Consider the following 18,910-nt stretch of genomic DNA (forward strand, 5'->3'; position numbering starts at 1 on the left):
TTTACAAACTTAGCAACAGATAATTATACAATAACGGTAAGAAATGCAGGAACAGGTTGTGTGTTAACGACAGCACATGAAGTTAAAGCAGCTCCTAGTTTTGTAGTAGACATCAACCGTTTGAGTAATGTAACGTGTTTAGGTTCAACAACAGGATCAATATCATTCGGATTCAGTGCAAGTACACCGTATACAGGAAACTACAACTACGAAGTATTCCAATCAAGCGGAACGACCACTGGAATTACCGGAAATAACGTAACTGGAGTAACTACGGTTTCTAATTTAGCAGCCGGAACATACTACGCACGTTTAACTATGGTAGCATCACCATTCTGTCCAGTACAGTCTAGTAATATTACCATCGAAGCTCCTGCAGCAGCCTTGACCTTTACTTCGACTATTGGAGAGATTGATTGTACAGGAGGAAATAACGGATCTATCACTGTGAATGCCACAGGTGGTTGGGGAAGTTATCAATACCAATTAGAGAGTACTGGTGGAACTGTATTAACAGCGTATACAGCGACGAACATCTTTAACGGATTGAGTGCAAATACCTACGTAGTACGTGTACGTGATGCGAATGGATGTATCGTTACTAACAACGCAGTAGTTAACAATCCGACGCCAGTAACCTTTACCATGGTAAAAGACGACAATGCATGTACGGCTACCTCAGGAGGTAGTATTACGGTAACGGCAGCAGGAGGTAGCCCAGCGTATACCTATATTTTATCACGTGGAGGTACAGTCATTAGATCTCAAGCATCTAATGTATTTACCAACCTTGGTGCAGGAAATTACGCCGTTGAAGTAAGAGATAGTAAAGGATGTACTGCAGCAGCACAAAACATCGTATTGTTACCAGAACTAGAATTTACGGTAACTGAGACCAAGAAAATTGACTGTACGGCAAGTCCGGCAGCAACGGTTCAGGTAGCGGTTAGTTCGGGGTCAGGAAACTACGAATACGAAGTGTTGAACAGTGCGGGTGTAAATGTTGTAACAAGAGTTGCTATTGCTGGTACTACAGTTACCTTTAGTGCAGCTACTGCTGACACCTATACCGTTCGTGTGTTTGATGTCGGAGTAACTCCTAACTGTTCTGAAACGAAGACAATTAATATTGCACCGAGTATCAACCCTAGCTTTACACATGTGGTAACCAATAGCGTTTGTAACGGAAGTAATTCAGGAAGCATCCGTGTTACTGCAGTTGCTAACGGAGCAGAACCTTTAACTTATGCTATTACACCAGCGGCGGGTACGTTCAATACTGCAACTAGCAGCTTCGAGAACTTACCTCCAAATACGTATAGCATTACAGCGACAGGAGCAAACTCATGTACAACGACAGTGAACAACATTGTCATTACAGAATTTGCTGCCATTGCGGTACCAACACCAGTTGTCAACCAATTTGGTTGTACCACTGCGAATACGACAAACCCAGCAACAATCACAATTCCAAATACTGGAGCAACAGTGATTACTGGAGGTAGTGGAACCTATGTTAGAGTTGAGTTTATCGATACGAAAGGAACTCCTGATACGGCTGATGACTTTGTAGTTCAAGACAGTAATAACTTTACATATTCAACTACGGATGAAGCAGGTAGTACCTACCAAATTAATGTATATGATGATAGAGGATGTGTGGGTAGTACTACGGCAACCATTGCACCGTTTGCTAAATTATTAACAGCTCCTGTAGCGGTTGATAAAGCAATTGACTGTGCTACTGGTGAAAATATTACTGTGACCTTTACGTCGAGTAATCCAATTCCTGCAGCGAATATTAGCTATACTATTACTGGTGCAAATACTGGATTTACAGCAACAAATAGCACCGGAGTATTTACCAATTTAGCTACGGATATTTATAATATCGCTGTAACTAATACAGGTACGGGATGTGTATTGACAACTTCACACAGTGTAAGTACACCACCAAGCCACACGGTAGATATTAATAAAGTAAGCAATGTAGCGTGTTTAGGAACTGCAACCGGAGCAATTTCATTCGGATTTAGTGCAGCTCCTGCATATACAGGAAACTATAACTACGAGGTATTCCAGTCAAGTGGAACCACGACGGGTATCACAGGTAATAATGTAAATGGTACAACAACTGTTTCAACCTTACCAGCGGGTACGTACTATGTACAATTGACAATGGTAGCATCGCCATTCTGTCCAGTTCGTTCAGGTAACATTACCATTGAAGCACCTGCAGCGGCCTTGACACTTACAGCGAATCCATCGTTAATTAGTTGTGTGCGTCCTGACTCAGGAGAAGTTCAATTAACTGCAGCAGGAGGATGGGGATCGTACCAGTACCAATTGGTGAATACGACAACCAGCACGACGGTTCAGGCTTATGCGAACAAGAATGTGATTGACGGTTTAGTTGCGGGTAGATACGAAGCAACGGTAAGAGACCTTAATGGATGTACAACAACAGTAAGTTTTGAATTAACAGATCCTACGGCGATTACAGCTACGTTTACTGTAGCTAATAACGCGTGTTACGCTGATGCAGCTGCGAGTATAACAGTAACCAACCCTACAGGTGGTCAAGGAACTCCAGCCGTGTACCGATACAGCTTAACGTATCCAAATGGTACAATTTCAGCGATTCAGACTGGAAACGTGTTTACGAACTTAAAAGCCGGTAATTATGAGATTAGAGTATACGATGATTATTCGTGTCAAAGTGCTCCAATCCCAGTAACTATTACTGATCCGACTAGAGTAGTTGCTCAGGCTACAATCGTAGCGCCTATTACGTGTACGAGATCGCAATCGTCAGTGCAAGTATCAGGAACAGGAGGAACTGGAGCCTATATGTACAGTATGGACGGAACGAACTTCGTTGCGAGCAATGTATTTAACGTAGATGCTGGTAAACACCAATTCTATGTAAGAGATGCTAACGGATGTATTTCTGATCCTGTAAGTTTAGTAACCGTAGATCCTTACGAAGAAATTCGTTCGAGATTAGTAGTGAATGCCGGAGTTATTACCTGTAATGGAGAAAACAACGGGGTATTATCTGCTACTGTTGTGGGAGGATTAGGAAACTATCGATACGAATTATTGGATGATGCCAATAATGTAGTTCGTCCATTACAAACTACGAGTCGTTTCGATCAGTTATCAGCAGGTAGATACAAGATTAGAGTGTATAGTTCTAATGCAGGAGGAGATATTTGTCAGATAGATACGAGCGTTCATGAAATTACGGAACCTGATGCCTTGCGAATTGCTTCTGACGTGAAACAAGTAAGTTGTAACGGAGGAAACGATGGTAGAATTACTATTAATTCACGAGGAGGTAATGGTGGTTACCAATACAACATTAGTCCTGGTTTTGCTCCAAGTAAATTTGTGTCTAATAATGTATTTGACAATTTGGCGCCAGGTACCTATACGATTACTGTAAAAGATCAGGTAGGATGTTACGATACCATTACGGTTCAAATTGCACAGCCATCAGCGGTTACTGCAGCCCTAGTGAATGTAACACAACAAGTTTGTAGTGCTGATCCGACACCGACGATTTCGATTACTATTGGAGGAGGAATCTTACCAGCTGGAGGACCTACAACGTACATCATTAGCCTAAACGGAATTGATTTACCAGGTACTTATAATGCCGGAACTGTAGTTCTTGGTGCAGCAGAAGGTATTGAAGCGAATAAGAAGTACGGTATTGGAGTACGCAGTGTAAGCGGTGGATGTTCACCAGTGTTTATCCCAACGGTAATTGAGACTGTAAAACCAATCGCCCTACAATTACAAGCAGGATTGACCTATACTTGTCCGACAGGAAATGTAATTAATGCCGGAGTTCAGGATGAATACAAATCAGTAGTGGTGTATTCGTTATTAGACAACGGATCGATAGTCGCATCAAATGATACAGGAATCTTTACCAACGTGGCTCCAAGTGCTAATTATACGGTGAGCGTTGAACACGTAGTGAGTTCGTGTCCGGTAAGTGTAACCATTCCAGAAGTACGTGATATTACTGCCTTAGCAATGGCTGTAGATGATTCACAGAAAAATAAACTCATTGCCTCTGGTAACTTCGGATTACCTCCGTATGAGTATAGCTTCGATGATGGAGACTTTTCATCGGACAACGAAATGACCATACTTGAAACACGTGATTACAGAATACGCGTGAGAGATAGTAGAGGATGTATTGTTGAAATGATCGTGGAAGGAGTTTACATCACTATTGAAGTACCGAACTTATTTACGCCTGATGGCGATGGACAAGACGATTACTGGTACCCAACTCAAGTAGAAGATTATCATGAAGTACGCGTATTCATCTATGATCGATATGCACGTCAAATAAAGGTATTTACTGGTTCTCAACAAGGTTGGGACGGTAAGTACGAAGGTAGAGACTTACCTTCAGGTGATTACTGGTATACTATTTACTTTAAAGAGTTATCAGGACAGGAAAGAAAAATAATGGGTCACTTTACTTTATACAGATAAAAAATGAAAAAAATAATAATAGTATTAGGGATTTTATTGTCTAGTGTAAAGGCATATACCCAAGAAGTAGAACTTCCTACCTACGTAAGTCATTTAGCGGATAATCCCTTTCTAATTTCACCAGCGTATGCTGGTATTGGATCGGGGTTGCAAATTCGCCTCAACGGGGTTAGCCAATGGATTGGTGTAAAAGGAGCACCAGACACACAGTCGCTAACCGTAGAAGCGCGTTTGGCAGATAGATTTGGTGGTGGAATTACCGTTTTTAACGACAAAAACGGTTTTACCTCTCAGCAAGGAGCAAAATTATCTTTGGCGAGTCACTTAACGTTGAGTGATTTTCACGATAGCTTTTTATCGTTTGCCTTGACGTATAGTTATATTCAATTTGGAATTGATACTTCTCAAAACAATATCGGATCGAGTGTGCCTAACAGATCGTTTGGAAATTCGAATTTCGATGTGGGTATGTTATACCGATACGAGCGTTTTAGTATCAGTGCCAACGTGACTAATTTATTAGATAAGAAGATTCGAGACTTTGCTTCTAACGAGCCTAAGGTACTTCGTAAGTACTTGTTGTATTCGTCTTATGTATTTGCGCGTTTGAGTAGAAATTTCGAAATAGAGCCTTCGATTTTGATGGAATACCGAGAGTTTGATCAACGTTCTAGAACGGATGTCAATGTAAAGGCTCGTAAAGGAATTCGCGATGGTTATGTTTGGGCAGGGGTAAGTTATACCTTCTTGAACGATCAGTTCTTTCAGCCAAATGCTATAGCGCCATTGTTCGGGTTAAAGAAAAGTAATTTTTACGCTTCGTACGGATTTAGTATTAATATGAATAAAACGCAAGATTTTAACTACGGAACGCATATGATTACCATTGGGTTTGATTACGAGCGTAGACCTAGTTTAGCGCGTTGTACCCAAAAAATGATGATATTTTAAGAAAAATATAGCTCAATAATTTGAAATCCTCAGGAAAGCTTTCGCTTGCTTGGGGATTTTTCTTTTTCTTTGTGGTCATGGAAAATTTGAATGAAGCGTCTACAAATATTAACAAGTTTATCAGTAGCACTGGTGTGTGTTCGCGTAGAGACGCTGAAAAACTAATAGTAGAAGGTAGAGTCCGTATCAATAATGCGGTAGCTGTGCTTGGAAATAGAGTGTTTGAAGGAGATGTAGTAACGGTTGATGGGAAAGCTTTACAAGCAAAGCCAAAAACGCTTTATATCGCCTTAAATAAGCCCGTAGGCATCGTGTGTACTACAGACAGTAAAGAACGTAAGAACATCGTAAAATTTGTAGGACATCCGGAACGGTTGTTCCCTATAGGTCGCTTAGACAAGCCTTCTGAAGGTTTAATATTTCTTACGAACGATGGGGATATTGTAAACAAAATACTCAGAGCTGGTAATAATCATGAAAAAGAGTACATCGTAAGTGTCGATAAAAAAATTACACAAGAGTTTGTTCGAAAAATGGGAAATGGAATACCTATTCTCGGAACGATGACCAAGAAATGTAAAGTGGAACAAATCAACGATACTACTTTTAAAATAGTCTTGATCCAGGGATTAAATCGCCAAATTCGACGAATGTGTGAATACCTGGGGTACGAAGTAACTCGATTAAAGCGCGTGCGAATCATGAATGTACACTTGAATACCTTAAAGGTGGGAGAGTGGCGTGAACTCACTGCGAAAGAAATGGAAGAAATTAACCGAATGGTAAAGTCTTCTGTCAAAACCGAAGAAGCTTCACTGCAAAAGAATACGCCAACCAAGTCACGTGCTAACTCGCGACGAAAACCAAGTCGAAATGCTGGTACGAGGGGGAATAGTTCTAAAAGAAAAGGAGCAAATAACTCCAAAAAGCCAGGGAATTTCTCAAATAAATTCGGAAGGAAAAGACGTTAAGTAACTCAAATAGCGACTTCTGAACAAACTATAAGAAACTTTTAACTTTCTACTTATTAACATTAACCATTCATCCGTATCTTTGCCAACTATGCAGTTCGATTTAAAAAATAAAGACCCTAAAAGTAAAGCTCGAGCAGGAGTTATTACTACTGATCACGGAACAATTGAAACTCCAATTTTTATGCCTGTGGGAACCGTTGGGACGGTAAAAGGCGTACATCAGTCTGAATTAAAAGATGAAATTAACCCCGATATCATTTTAGGGAATACCTACCATTTGTATTTGCGTCCTCAAACGGAAATTCTTGAACAAGCGGGAGGTTTGCACAAGTTTATGAATTGGGATCGCAATATACTTACCGACAGTGGAGGATACCAGGTGTATTCGCTTTCGGGAAGACGTAAAATTAACGAAGAAGGAGTGAAGTTTAAGAGTCATATTGATGGATCATTACACTTCTTTACTCCTGAAAATGTCATGGAAATCCAACGTTCTATCGGGGCTGATATTATCATGGCTTTTGATGAGTGTACCCCGTACCCATGTGATTTTCGCTATGCGAAGCAGTCTATGCATATGACGCATAGATGGTTAAAGCGCTGTATAAATCACTTAGAAAAGGTGCCGCCAAAATACGGCTATAACCAAACCTTGTTCCCTATTGTACAAGGAAGTACCTACACCGATTTGAGAAAAGAGTCGGCTGAATTTATCGCTTCTGTTGGAGCTGAAGGAAATGCCATTGGAGGATTGTCAGTAGGAGAACCTGCAGAGGAAATGTACGCGATGACCGATGTGGTATGTAGTATTTTACCAGAAGACAAGCCGCGTTATTTGATGGGAGTAGGAACGCCGATTAATATACTTGAGAATATCGCTCTAGGAGTAGATATGTTCGATTGTGTGATGCCGACGAGAAATGCCAGAAATGGAATGTTATTTACCGCCCACGGAACCATCAATATCAAAAATAAGAAATGGGAAAATGATTTTTCACCAATTGATGAAATGGGCATCACTTATGTAGATACCATGTATTCAAAGGCATATTTACGCCACTTGTTTGCTGCGCGCGAAATGTTGGGGAAACAAATAGCTTCTATTCATAATCTAGGATTTTACCTTTGGTTGACGCGCGAAGCTCGTAAGCATATTATCGCAGGTGATTTCGCGGAGTGGAAAGATAAAATGGTAAAGCAAATGAATAAACGTTTGTAATTTGAAAATACTAGACTGGTACATATTAAAACGGTATTTAGTAACGTTTTTATTTACGTTACTTATCTTGATCCCTATTGCAGTAGCGATTGATATTGCTGAAAAAATCGATAAGTTTTTACGTCATGAAAACCTTACATTGCTGGAAGTGGTTGACGATTATTATAAAAACTTCATCATCTACTATGCAAATACTTTTATGCCGTTGGCGTTGTTTATCGCGGTGATCCTGTTTACGTCTAAATTGGCGAACAACACGGAAATAGTTGCGATCAATAGCTCTCAAGTGTCCTTTACTAGGTTTTTATACCCTTATTTTGTTGGAGCTACTATCGTTACCGTGGTGGCCTTGTTGATGAATCATTTCTTTGTTCCGTCGAGTAGTAAAACGCGTAGGACCTTTGAAAAGAAATATTTGTCATCGACAAAATACGAAGACAATACGATTCGAGATTTTAGTCTGCAATTAAATGATTCGACGTTTGTATTCATCCAAAACTTTAATTTAGATCGCAATTCTGGATACAATTTTTCGAAGGAAATATACAACGGTATACAGTTGAAGTACAAGTTGATTGCTGATAACATTAATTGGAATCATACAGATAGTACTTATAAATTGTACAACTGGAAAAAGCGTTGGGTTTTTAAAGATAGAGATAGCATTAGCTATGGTAATACCATGGATACGATCTTTGCCTTTTATCCTAGTGATTTAAATTACAAGTCGATTGTAGCGCAGGAAATGCGCTCTGGCGAATTGATGCGATTCATTGAAATATCCAAAAAGCGAGGGATTAAAAACCTTAACCAATATTACGTTGAATTGTACAAGCGTACCAGTTTACCAATCGCTTCTTATATTTTAACCTTGATAGCCATTGGTTTGGCGCATAAAAAAAAGCGAGGAGGACTAGGGGTAAACCTGGCCTTGGGCTTGGCAGCGATGTTTATATACGTCTTCTTTATGAAGATAGGAGAGGTCTTAGGAGCTGTTCCCGGAGCAAATCCGTGGTTGAACGTATGGATGCCAAACATCTTCTTTGGCTTGTATTCTATATATCTTTACCTAAATGCCAGGAAGTAAGTTGAAAAATTATTTGCAGCTCCACTTCATAGTTTTTATTTGGGGTTTTACTGCAATACTCGGTAAATTAATTCAAATAGAGGCGGTTTCCTTGGTTTGGTACCGAATGTTATTGGCTGTGATCTTTATCGCTTTTTATTTGTTGCGTACACCCGCTAAGTTCCGTTTGGAAAAGAAGGCTGTCCTAAAGTTTGTATTTTCAGGAATCATTATTGCGGTACACTGGATTACTTTTTTTAAGGCTATAAAAGTTTCTAATGTTTCAGTAGCCTTGGTAACTATGAGTACAGGAGCTTTTTTTACCGCTTTTTTAGAACCCATCTTTTTTAAAAGGAAAATGAATCCCGTAGAATTTTTAATGGGCTTTTTGGTGGTAGTTGGGTTGTATATCATTTTTAATTTTGAGAGCCAATACACTTTAGGTATTTTGTATGCCTTATTATCGTCTTTTTTATCGGCGTTGTTCTCAGTATTGAATGGCCTGTATGTAAAAAAGTACGATGCCACAACAATCTCGTTTTACCAGCTGCTCTTTGGGGTGGTGGGAGTGAGTTGTTATTTGGCGAGTCAAGCAACCTTTACGAGTTCTTTTTTCGCAATTTCAACAATGGATTGGGTATATCTCTTCGTATTGAGTAGTGTATGTACTGCCTATGCATTTATCGCTTCTGTAAAAGTTATGAAATACTTGACCCCTTATACGGTCATGTTGACAATTAATCTGGAACCCATATATGCGATCGTTTTAGCCCTGCTAATTTTTGGTGAATCGGAGGAAATGAAACCCGAGTTTTACCTAGGGGCAGTAATCGTACTTGGAGTTGTGTTGGTTAATGGTCTGATAAAAAATAAGTTAAATTCTAAGTTAAAAATTAAACTAAAAAACGAGTAAAAAATAAGGTGTTGTATTTGAGCTGTACAAATTTTTAGTATGTTTGCTTTTACAAACAACTTATTAATTAAGTAGAAAATCAAACTGTATACTATGGAATATTTAGATTTTGAAATGCCGATTAAGGAATTAGAGGAACAATTGGCAAAATGTTATGACATAGGAAAGGAGAGCGATGTTGACGTGACAGAAACATGTAAAAAAATCGAAAAAAAATTAGAGAAAGCTAGAAAAGATATATATAAAAATTTAACACCATGGCAACGTGTTCAGTTGTCTCGTCACCCGAATAGACCTTATACTTTAGATTATATCAAGGCATTGTGTGGCGATACTTTTATGGAACTACATGGTGATAGAAGCGTAAAAGATGACAAAGCCATGATCGGTGGTCTTGGAAAAATTGGAGATCAATCTTTTATGTTTATCGGGCAACAAAAAGGCTACAATACCAAAACCCGTCAATACCGTAACTTCGGTATGGCAAACCCAGAAGGGTACCGTAAAGCGTTGCGTTTAATGCGTATGGCTGAGAAATTTGGTATTCCTGTAGTAACTTTCTTGGATACTCCTGGAGCTTATCCTGGTTTGGAGGCTGAAGAAAGAGGACAAGGAGAAGCTATTGCTCGTAACATTTTTGAAATGACACGCTTAAAAACTCCAATCATTTCTATCGTTATTGGTGAAGGAGCCTCAGGAGGTGCCTTAGGAATTGGTGTAGGTGACCGTGTTTATATGATGGAGAATACCTGGTATACGGTAATTTCACCAGAATCTTGTTCGTCAATTTTATGGAGAAGCTGGGAGTTCAAAGAACAAGCTGCTGAGGCATTGAAGTTGACTGGTGAGGATATGAAAAATTTGAAGTTAATCGATGGAATTATCCAAGAACCAGCAGGAGGTGCACATACTGACAGAGAGGGTGCATTCGAAGCTGTTAGAAATCAAATTTTGAGTGCTTTTTCTGAGTTGAAAGACTTAAACGATACTGATTTAGTAGCGAAAAGAATGGATAAGTATGCAAATATGGGTGTTTACAAAGAGTAGTAATCACTGATATAAAGAACATAATAAAACACACCTTAGGGTGTGTTTTTTGTTTTGAATCTAGTTTTATACGTGTATTCGGTTAGCCGAGCACCGAAGCCCGATGATGCTCGATTGGTGTATGGTAAGGTTTATCCGATGAGATGCAACAAATACCCGAGTATAGAACCACCGATGATGATATAGATACTACTCAGTTTTTTATAAAAGAACACAGCGATAAACGATAGGATGCCTATGCTTAAAGGTTTCCAATCGATTAGAATTTCGGTTCCCATTTGAGCACATACACTAAAAATAAGAGCTACGGCAGCTACGTTAACCAAGTCTAATACACGGCTAATTTTAGCGGATGCTCGTATTTTAGGCAATATAGGGTTGAGGAGTAATACAAATACAAAAGAGGGCAGAAAGATGCCTAAAGTGGCTAATAAAGCTCCGTAAAATCCATGTAGTTGCCAGCCTATAAATGTGGCTGTCGTAAGTATAGGGCCTGGTGTTAGTTGTCCTACTGCAACAGCATCGAGCAATACTTGCCTAGTGAGCCAACCAGTTTGAACGAGTTCAGTGTCTAGAAAGGCGAATAATACATATCCACTTCCGTATAAGATACTTCCAATTTTTAAAAAACTTAAAAACAATTGTAAAGGAGGCATATGACTGATTCCTGTAGTCCCTAAAAAATAAGGAACAATGGTGACTGAGGGTACACTTTTAGCAGATCTTAAGCTTAAGAGAATACCGAGTATGGCCGTTGCAAAGAGTAAGGTAAATTCATTGATACCTTTAAGGCTTAATAAGAAAACAAGAACTCCTACAACTGCATAGAAGTTCGATGTAATGGCTTTTTTGCTGAGCTTGTGAGCGGCACTAGCAATAATGGCAAGCACAGCGGGTTTGATACCAAAAATAAACGGAGCAACGTCAGGGAGTGTTCCATAGCTTAGGTAGAGGTGTGCAAATAGAGCGGTAACCAGGGCTGCAGGGAAGATAAAACTGATCCCAGCTACGAGCAAGCCTTTCCATCCAGCGCGTTCTTGACCACAGTGCATGGTTAATTCTGTCGAGTTTGGACCAGGAATTAAATTGGTAGCACCGATTAAATCTAAAAAGTGCTGTTCGGTCATCCATTTTCGCTTTTGAACAACTTCTTCTTCCATCATGGCAATGTGCGCTGCAGGTCCACCAAAGGCAATACAGCCTAGTTTAAAAAATAAACCAGCAATTTCTCTGAGGTTTCCTTTTGAGTTAGTTTCAACTGTAGCCATCGTTATTGCAAAGGACTAAAAAAGTGCAATTCATAGTCAGGAAGTATCTCTGGCTGTGTAATTTTAACCAAATCTTTTAATACTAAATCAGGGCGAACGGGAGACTGTTCGTAATAGATAATACCTCCAGTAGGACCTCTGTGAACTCCAATAGAATACAGTTTGTTCTGTTTAAAAGCATCAAACTCTGCATAGTTTTTATTCGCGGTGAGCATTTGTTCCTTGGTACCGTATGAACCGCATTTGATCCAGTAGGTGGCATGTTGCCCTTTTTCGAGTACACTTTCAAACCCGAGTTGTAGGCTACCTGTTCCGGAGGTGTCACTCCAAAAGTAGTCTAGGTTGGCATCTTTAAAAAAGCGGGCGGTATAACTGTTACCGGCGGGTACATTCCAAACGTCTTTATACAGGCTTCCTGAGAGCACGGTCGGTTTGTGTTGCGCATTTTGAGCTAGTTTTTTTGCGTTCAAGTATTCCTGTTCTATATGATTAAAAATACTGTCAGCTTCCTTTTCCTTTCCTAAGAGTACTCCGAAGAATTTAAGCCATTCTGCACGTCCTAAAGGAGTTTCCTCAAGCCACTCTCCGTTGTAGAGCACAGGAATGCCGGCTTTTTTAATGTTTTCGTAGAGTTTGTTGTTAGGGTGCAATGAAAAACCGACGACCAGAGCAGGGTTCAATTCCAGTAATTTTTCGGTATTCATGCTGCGTTCAGAGCCTAAGTCAACAATGAGTCCATCGGCTATGCGCTGTCTTGTTTTCTCAGAGGAAATATAACGGGTATTCGGAAAGCCAACGATTCGTTTTTCTGCCTGCAGTAGCTCTAACATAGGAATATGAGAGGTACTCGTAACCACGATATTCTCAACAGGAACCTGAAGACTATTGCCTTCAATATCGGTAGTAGCACCAAGCGTATAGGTAGTAGTTTTGTTTCCTTTCTGGAAAACCCGTTTAACGATGAGTTTTTTTTCGCCATTTTCTGTGCGAATATCAAAACCATTCGCGTATTTAATGGTACTAGTAGTGACTTCTTTTGTAGGCGTTGTCTTTTTACTTGGAGAAGTACATTTATAACTCAGTATCAAGAGTAGGAAAAGAGCGTATAATTTTTTCATGTTATAGTTGTAGTTTTAAAATGGAACCATAAGACAGTTTAAGATCAAATGATTTATTGAGAGGGATATCGTGGACATGAGCCCAAATACTTCGCATGACTCCTCCGTGGGTAACGAGCACAGCATTCGTGAGATTTTGTTGTCTGAGTTCTTCTAGAAATTCAGTAGTTCTTTTGTGGAGATCAACATACGATTCTCCTTGAGGAGTTGGAGTATTGACAAAGTCATGCATCCAAGGATCGAGCTCCGCTTTGGGAATATCGTCCCAAGCACGCATTTCCCAATGTCCGAAATTCAATTCCTTCAATCGCTCATCAAAGCGTACGGTTTTGAATAACTGCTGAGCTAAAAGAGAACAGCGTTGTAATGGACTACTAAAACAGGGATAGTTGAATACTTGCTTTGGAAGCGCTTGTTGAATGGTCTTTAGTTCAGAAGGAAAACTCCTAGCTAGGTCTAAATCATACTGACCATAACAGATTCCTTTGGCAATTTCAGGGGTGGTATGACGAATCAAATATACTTCCATAAGGCAACTAAACTTAAATAAAATACAACTTCTGCAACTTGCTGTAGGGCACCTGCACAATCGCCTGTTTGTCCACCAATCCATTTCGTATACAGCCTACCCAAGTACAAATAGCACAAAAGAACGGGGAATAGGCTTAGGTAAACCAAGGTGTTTTCTAATAACAGCAAAGGTGCAAGGCCAAAAAATCCGGATATAATGAGTGCTTTGGTACTCATTTGTTTGGTTGTTGGCTTGATTTTAGAACTGTCGTTATCGCGTACATACGGATGTGTATACAACAATAAGGTTGCTACAAATCTACTGAGGCTATGTCCGGCAATAAGGATAAAAGGAAGTACAGTTGAAAGGGTACTCAGTTTATACAAGGCCAAAAACTTGAGCGCGATGATAAAGAGTAAACCTAACACACCAAAGGTTCCTAAGGTCGAGTCTTTCATAATGGTAAGTATTTTAGCTTTGGTCCATCCTCCACCAAATCCATCACAAACATCAGCAAATCCATCTTCGTGAAAAGCCCCTGTTATCCAGACCGAACTAATCATACTTATAAGCACCGAGATATCGTTGTCAAAGACCTGTGTGCTCAACCAATACAATAGACCGGAAATTGCACCGATTAATATACCGACCAAAGAAAAGTAACGACTGCTTTTGTTGATATAATCAGGTGAGTGATCTACCCAAGAAGGACAGGGAATTCTCGTAAAGAACAGCACGGCAGTTAAAAAGTAATGCACTTGTCTTTTCATGGGTTTAGGCGTTTTTTGTGGTGGCTGATGATACTTGGGCACTGTTAAAAGTTGCCATATCATTTAAAAATGCTACACTTGATTTAATAATAGGAAAGGCTAGGGCACAGCCGGTACCTTCTCCTAAACGCAAGCCCAAATTGAGTAGGGGCGTCGCTTCGAGGAAATTGAGCATTTTAAGGTGTCCTTGTTCACCTGAAGTATGCGAAAAAATACAATAGGCTGTGATGTTAGGTTGTAGTGCATGTGCAGCTAGTAAGGCGGCGGTAACAATAAAGCCATCAATGAGTAAGGTCATTTTTAAGTGGGCTGCTCTCAGCATAGCACCGCTCATCATGGCAATTTCAAATCCTCCAAAAGTAGCTAAAGCACCCAAAGGAGATTCTAGCTTTTCACGGTGAAGAACATAGATATCACTCAGCGTTTTTATTTTAAGTGCAAGTCCTTCATCATCGAGTCCAGTACCTCTGCCGATACAGTCAGCTATGGGCGTGTTGGTAAAGTAGCTCATGAGCAAGGCAGCTGAGGATGTATTGCTAATACCCATTTCACCAAAGCCAATGACATTGGTTCCGTTCTGATACAGTGTATCGACGATGGCAGCTCCTTGATTCATGGCGTTTTCTAATTGTTCCATGCTCATGGCTGGGCCTTGGCTATAATCGCGAGTACCTTTCGCAATTTTGGCCTGTATAAGGTTTGCCTGTGCCTCAAAATCGGCATTTACGCCAGCATCAACGATGCGCAAATCCAACTGGTTTTGTTGGCAAAAAACATTGATTGCTGCCCCACCGTGTAAAAAGTTAAGCACCATTTGTTGGGTAACTTCCTGTGGGTATGGGCTTACTTTATTGGTAGTTGCGATTCCGTGGTCACCCGCAAAAACAACGATGGTAGGGGCAACTATTTCAGGAGTACAAGTTTCTTGTATTTGGCCTATTTGCAAGGCTATTTTTTCGAGAGTGCCAAGGGCTCCTAAAGGTTTTGTTTTGGTGTCGATGGCCTGTTGAAGTTCAGGTATTAAGGTTGTCGGTAATGGTGCTATCGTAAACATGTTGTTTATTTTAAGTGTAAAGGGAGTCCAGAAACCATAAAGGTCGCTTTGTCTGCACGTTGTGCAATATATTGATTCATCCAGCCTTGAAGTTCTACAAACTTTCTTCCAATAGAACTCGTTGCGTGCAGTCCCATGCCAATTTCATTAGAAATGATAATGATATTACCGTCGATTTGCTGCAGTTTGCCGAATTCTTCTTTAGCGAGTTGTAAGCTCTTCTGTACGTCACTTTCTGTATCTGTAAAGTAATTCGTGAGCCAAAGCGTTACACAGTCAATTACCACGGTTTGTCCTGCAGCGATGACTGTACTGAGTTTTTTTTCTTCTTCAACGGTGCTCCACTGCTCTCCGCGATCATCGATATGTCGTTGTACGCGCTTTTTAAAATTAGCATCCCAAATACGAGAGGTGGCTAAGTAAATTGGTGCTGATGACAAGGACTCTGCAAGTCGCTCTGCGTAAGAGCTTTTTCCGGAACGTTCTCCTCCAGAGATGTAGTAAATCATAGAAGATAAATTTTGAAATACAAAGATTAGAAAGATTTTGATAGCAAAAAAGACTTTTTATCACGAATTCGTTAGAAAGTAGCACGAAAAGAAATGAAAAATTAAAATATTGATAAAAAAACGGTAATATATGATTCAGTAATTAAAAGAATGCTATACATTTGCCCCGAATTTTGGTTTTTCCTTTGTTGCCCAACGGGCGAGGAAAATTAAAAGGGAATTCGGTGTAAATCCGAAGCTGTTCCCGCAACTGTAAGCTAAACCGCTTATTATCATTCAAGATTACCACTGTATTTATGGGAAGGTAGATAATAAGACGCAAGCCAGGAGACCTGCCAATTTTCAAGAATTCGAACTTTCGGGATAAAAGTTTGGGGGCGGTTTACTGCGCTGATTTTTTTCCTGAATATTTAAAAATTAAAGTAACATTTACTAATGAGAAAACAATTATTTTTTGTTGGTGCCTTGGCACTATCAATGGTAGGGGGAAGTTTGTACGCTCAGGAAAATGAGCAAACGAAAAATGAAGAGTTGGACGAAGTTGTGGTAACGGCAACCAAGTTTGATTTGAAAAAAGAGCACACGGGTAAGGTGATCTATACCATCTCTCAAAAGGAAATTCAACAAAACGCTGGAAACACAGTAGTTCAGTTATTAAACAATTTACCAGGAATTGAAATTAATGGTGCAAACTCGAATAGAGGACGTCAAATAGGAACTTATATCCGTGGAGGAAGAAGTAGACAGGTGTTGGTGTTGATAGACGGTATTCCGGTATCTGATGCATCGGGGATCAATCAGAGCTATGATTTGCGTCTGTTGTCGTTAAACCAGATTGAAAAAATTGAAGTTTTAAAAGGAGCTGCTTCTACTTTGTATGGAACAGGAGCTGCAACAGGGGTAATTAATATCATATTAAAGAAATCGTCAAAACAAGCGATCCGCGCTACCTATGAAGCGAGTATCGGTACGTACAACGATAGCAAGTCGTTTAGTGCCCGTCCAAATAATAAAAATCAAAACGTTAGTATCAACGGAACGCTTGGGAATTTGAAGTACTTGGCCTATTTTGATTTAACTGGAGTTGAAGGATTGTCAGCTGCTAAGAGCAAAACGGATCAAGTTTTTGAAGATGATTCTTTTTACAGCAAAAATGCCTTGGTAAAATTAGGCTATGATTTTACGGAGAATCTCGATTTAGGATTATTTCTTAACTACGATGAGTTTGATTCGGAATTTGATGCAGGTGCCTACAGAGATGAAGCGAGAAATACTTGGGCATTTTCTCAAGTTCGCTACGGTGTAAAACCGAAGTTTAGTTATGAAAATGGAGAAGTGTACGTGTTGGCGTCTTTTAATAAAATAACACGTGATTTAAAGCAGTACAGTAGCTTTTCTAAATCGATTAACGAAAGTATGTATGAAGGAACTGCGGTAAACATTGACGTGGTAAACAAATATGCTTTTATGGATAACAAATTCCAAGTGATTACTGGTTTCAATTTCCAAGAGCACAAGAACGAAACCAATACGCCTTTTGCCCAAATTAATAAGGACGTAGCAAACTTTACTACTTCAGATCCGTACGTATCTATGGTTTATATCAGTGATTTTGGATTGAATGTGAACGCAGGAGGACGTCTTAATATTCACAGTAATTACGGGAATCATTTTGTTTATGACGGAAACGTATCATACAATGTAATGAATACTAATGATTACGGAGTGAAGTTGTTAGCGTCGTACGGAACGGCCTTTATTGCACCGAGTACTTACCAGTTATTTTCACAATACGGAGCACTTACTTTAAACCCGGAAACCAGTGCTACTTTTGAAGCTGGATTTGAGTCTTATTATAAAAATTACAAGTTGAATGCCGTATTCTTTAACCGTAAGGTGAACGATGCGATAGTATTCCAAAGTTTGTCAGCTGCTCCTTGGGGAGTGTATGCAAACTCTAATGGAACTGTAAAAACCAATGGGGTAGAAGTACTTTCAGAGGCGAAACCTCTCGAGTATGTTAAATTGACGGCAAATTATACCTATACGAATAAAGATGATAATGAAGGAGCTAACAATTATATTCCGAAACACAAAGTTGTGGCAGGAGTTGAGTTAACGCCTATTAAAAATGCAGCTTTTGCCTTTGTGTATAAGCACATTGGTGATCGTACAGTATTTGATAAGTACGGATCTTTTGGACCACGTGGTGAAACGGTAACCATTGACAGTTATAATTTACTTGACTTTACAGCGAATTATTCATTGTTAAACAAAAAAGTTACCTTCTTCGGAACGGTATCGAATATCTTCAATACTGATTTTGAAGAAACCTTAGGGTTTTCAACCTTAGGAAGAAATGTAAAATTAGGAGTTCGTTTAAACTTTTAAACGAATTGTTTGTTTCCAAAAAAGGCGCACTTCGGAGCGTCTTTTTTTATGGTAAAAACTTTGCCTGTTCAACAGGAGTTGGAATGCGGCATGCAGCCCTTTTCCCAAACCAACGATAGCGGTTTTTGGCCACCCAATCGTACAGTACATCTCGGAGTGATCTCGGCACCAACCATCCGATGGCAAGGAGGTACCAAAATCCGCCAAAACTAGTCCCTATTTTGAGCACTGCCGTCGATTTTATATCGCAGGAACCCCCAGGTTCATAAAGAATGATGGAATCCACAGCTTCAGATGTGAGATTTAAATGGGCTTGCACCGCACTACCAGTTTTCGAATCCAAGGCCGCAAAAACATACAAATTATTTTTGTCATATTTTAAAATGCGCTGGACCGAAGCATCGCAAAAATTGCATACTCCATCAAATAAAACAAGTCGCTTGCCCTCGGGAATATCGAACATTTGATTCAGATTGTTATTTATTTGATAAAATTACCAATTGTTTTTGTAACATTAATTATAAATGAGCGTCTTGTAAAAGAAAGCGGATATTGAGTAAGAATTTTCTAATGATGAGAAGGATTACTTATCATAAAACAA

Annotated in this window: 15 protein-coding genes and 1 riboswitch; of the genes, 8 read left to right on the plus strand and 7 right to left on the minus strand. The window is 39.6% G+C overall.

Annotated features, from left to right (window positions below):
* From ACKTS5_RS07260 to ACKTS5_RS07290, 7 genes are all read left to right on the plus strand, one after another.
* Positions 1 to 4,518 (plus strand): T9SS type B sorting domain-containing protein (locus tag ACKTS5_RS07260; RefSeq protein WP_408043196.1); only part of this gene is annotated, 4,518 nt, incomplete at its 5' end.
* 3 nt (positions 4,519 to 4,521) lie between these two features.
* Positions 4,522 to 5,469 (plus strand): PorP/SprF family type IX secretion system membrane protein, encoded by a 948-nt coding sequence (locus tag ACKTS5_RS07265; RefSeq protein ID WP_408043197.1) that lies wholly within the window; start codon positions 4,522 to 4,524, stop codon positions 5,467 to 5,469.
* 77 nt (positions 5,470 to 5,546) lie between these two features.
* Positions 5,547 to 6,440: a 23S rRNA pseudouridine(2604) synthase RluF gene (gene rluF, locus ACKTS5_RS07270; RefSeq protein ID WP_408043198.1), complete on the plus strand. Its 894-nt coding sequence runs from the start codon at positions 5,547 to 5,549 to the stop codon at positions 6,438 to 6,440.
* A 91-nt stretch (positions 6,441 to 6,531) separates the two neighbouring features.
* Positions 6,532 to 7,662, plus strand: a complete 1,131-nt coding sequence (gene tgt / locus ACKTS5_RS07275) for a tRNA guanosine(34) transglycosylase Tgt (RefSeq protein WP_408043199.1) — start codon at positions 6,532 to 6,534, stop codon at positions 7,660 to 7,662.
* Position 7,663: 1 nt separating this feature from the next.
* A complete protein-coding gene (locus ACKTS5_RS07280) occupies positions 7,664 to 8,749 on the plus strand; it encodes an LptF/LptG family permease (protein WP_408043200.1) in 1,086 nt (361 codons plus the stop codon).
* Positions 8,736 to 9,641: a DMT family transporter gene (locus tag ACKTS5_RS07285; protein WP_408043201.1), complete on the plus strand. Its 906-nt coding sequence runs from the start codon at positions 8,736 to 8,738 to the stop codon at positions 9,639 to 9,641. Before ACKTS5_RS07280 ends, ACKTS5_RS07285 begins: the two co-directional genes overlap by 14 nt.
* A 93-nt stretch (positions 9,642 to 9,734) precedes the next feature.
* Positions 9,735 to 10,688: an acetyl-CoA carboxylase carboxyltransferase subunit alpha gene (locus ACKTS5_RS07290; protein WP_408043202.1), complete on the plus strand. Its 954-nt coding sequence runs from the start codon at positions 9,735 to 9,737 to the stop codon at positions 10,686 to 10,688.
* A gap of 131 nt (positions 10,689 to 10,819) precedes the next feature.
* Here the strand turns inward: ACKTS5_RS07290 and chrA are convergent, their stop codons facing one another.
* Genes chrA through ACKTS5_RS07320 form a run of 6 tightly spaced genes read right to left on the minus strand, consistent with a single transcriptional unit; the run spans position 10,820 to position 15,918 of the window.
* Positions 10,820 to 11,956 carry a chromate efflux transporter gene (chrA, locus tag ACKTS5_RS07295; RefSeq protein WP_408043203.1) on the minus strand — a complete coding sequence of 379 codons (1,137 nt, stop codon included), beginning with the start codon at positions 11,954 to 11,956 and terminating at the stop codon, positions 10,820 to 10,822.
* Between the two features lie 2 nt (positions 11,957 to 11,958).
* A complete protein-coding gene (locus ACKTS5_RS07300; RefSeq protein ID WP_408043204.1) occupies positions 11,959 to 13,074 on the minus strand; it encodes an ABC transporter substrate-binding protein in 1,116 nt (371 codons plus the stop codon).
* Between the two features lies 1 nt (position 13,075).
* Positions 13,076 to 13,603 carry an alpha-ribazole phosphatase gene (gene cobC, locus ACKTS5_RS07305; protein ID WP_408043205.1) on the minus strand — a complete coding sequence of 176 codons (528 nt, stop codon included), beginning with the start codon at positions 13,601 to 13,603 and terminating at the stop codon, positions 13,076 to 13,078.
* Entirely contained in the window at positions 13,588 to 14,355 is a 768-nt protein-coding gene (locus ACKTS5_RS07310; protein ID WP_408043206.1) for an adenosylcobinamide-GDP ribazoletransferase, read from the minus strand. Before ACKTS5_RS07310 ends, cobC begins: the two co-directional genes overlap by 16 nt.
* 4 nt (positions 14,356 to 14,359) lie before the next feature.
* The gene (gene cobT, locus ACKTS5_RS07315) at positions 14,360 to 15,409 is read right to left on the minus strand and encodes a nicotinate-nucleotide--dimethylbenzimidazole phosphoribosyltransferase (RefSeq protein ID WP_408043207.1); all 1,050 of its coding nucleotides are present in this window, start codon (positions 15,407 to 15,409) and stop codon (positions 14,360 to 14,362) included.
* A gap of 5 nt (positions 15,410 to 15,414) precedes the next feature.
* Positions 15,415 to 15,918, minus strand: a complete 504-nt coding sequence (locus ACKTS5_RS07320) for a bifunctional adenosylcobinamide kinase/adenosylcobinamide-phosphate guanylyltransferase (protein WP_408043208.1) — start codon at positions 15,916 to 15,918, stop codon at positions 15,415 to 15,417.
* A 157-nt stretch (positions 15,919 to 16,075) separates the two neighbouring features.
* Positions 16,076 to 16,272: riboswitch (cobalamin riboswitch) on the plus strand.
* Positions 16,273 to 16,353: 81 nt separating this feature from the next.
* On the opposite strand from ACKTS5_RS07320, the gene ACKTS5_RS07325 reads away from it, so the two are divergent.
* Entirely contained in the window at positions 16,354 to 18,309 is a 1,956-nt protein-coding gene (locus ACKTS5_RS07325) for a TonB-dependent receptor plug domain-containing protein (protein ID WP_408043209.1), read from the plus strand.
* A gap of 46 nt (positions 18,310 to 18,355) precedes the next feature.
* On the opposite strand, the gene ACKTS5_RS07330 is transcribed toward ACKTS5_RS07325, so the two are convergent.
* Positions 18,356 to 18,772, minus strand: a complete 417-nt coding sequence (locus ACKTS5_RS07330) for a thiol-disulfide oxidoreductase DCC family protein (RefSeq protein ID WP_408043210.1) — start codon at positions 18,770 to 18,772, stop codon at positions 18,356 to 18,358.
* Between the last annotated feature and the right edge of the window lie 138 nt (positions 18,773 to 18,910).

The organism is Tenacibaculum litopenaei (assembly GCF_964514025.1).
Taxonomy (GTDB): Bacteria; Bacteroidota; Bacteroidia; order Flavobacteriales; family Flavobacteriaceae; genus Polaribacter; species Polaribacter litopenaei.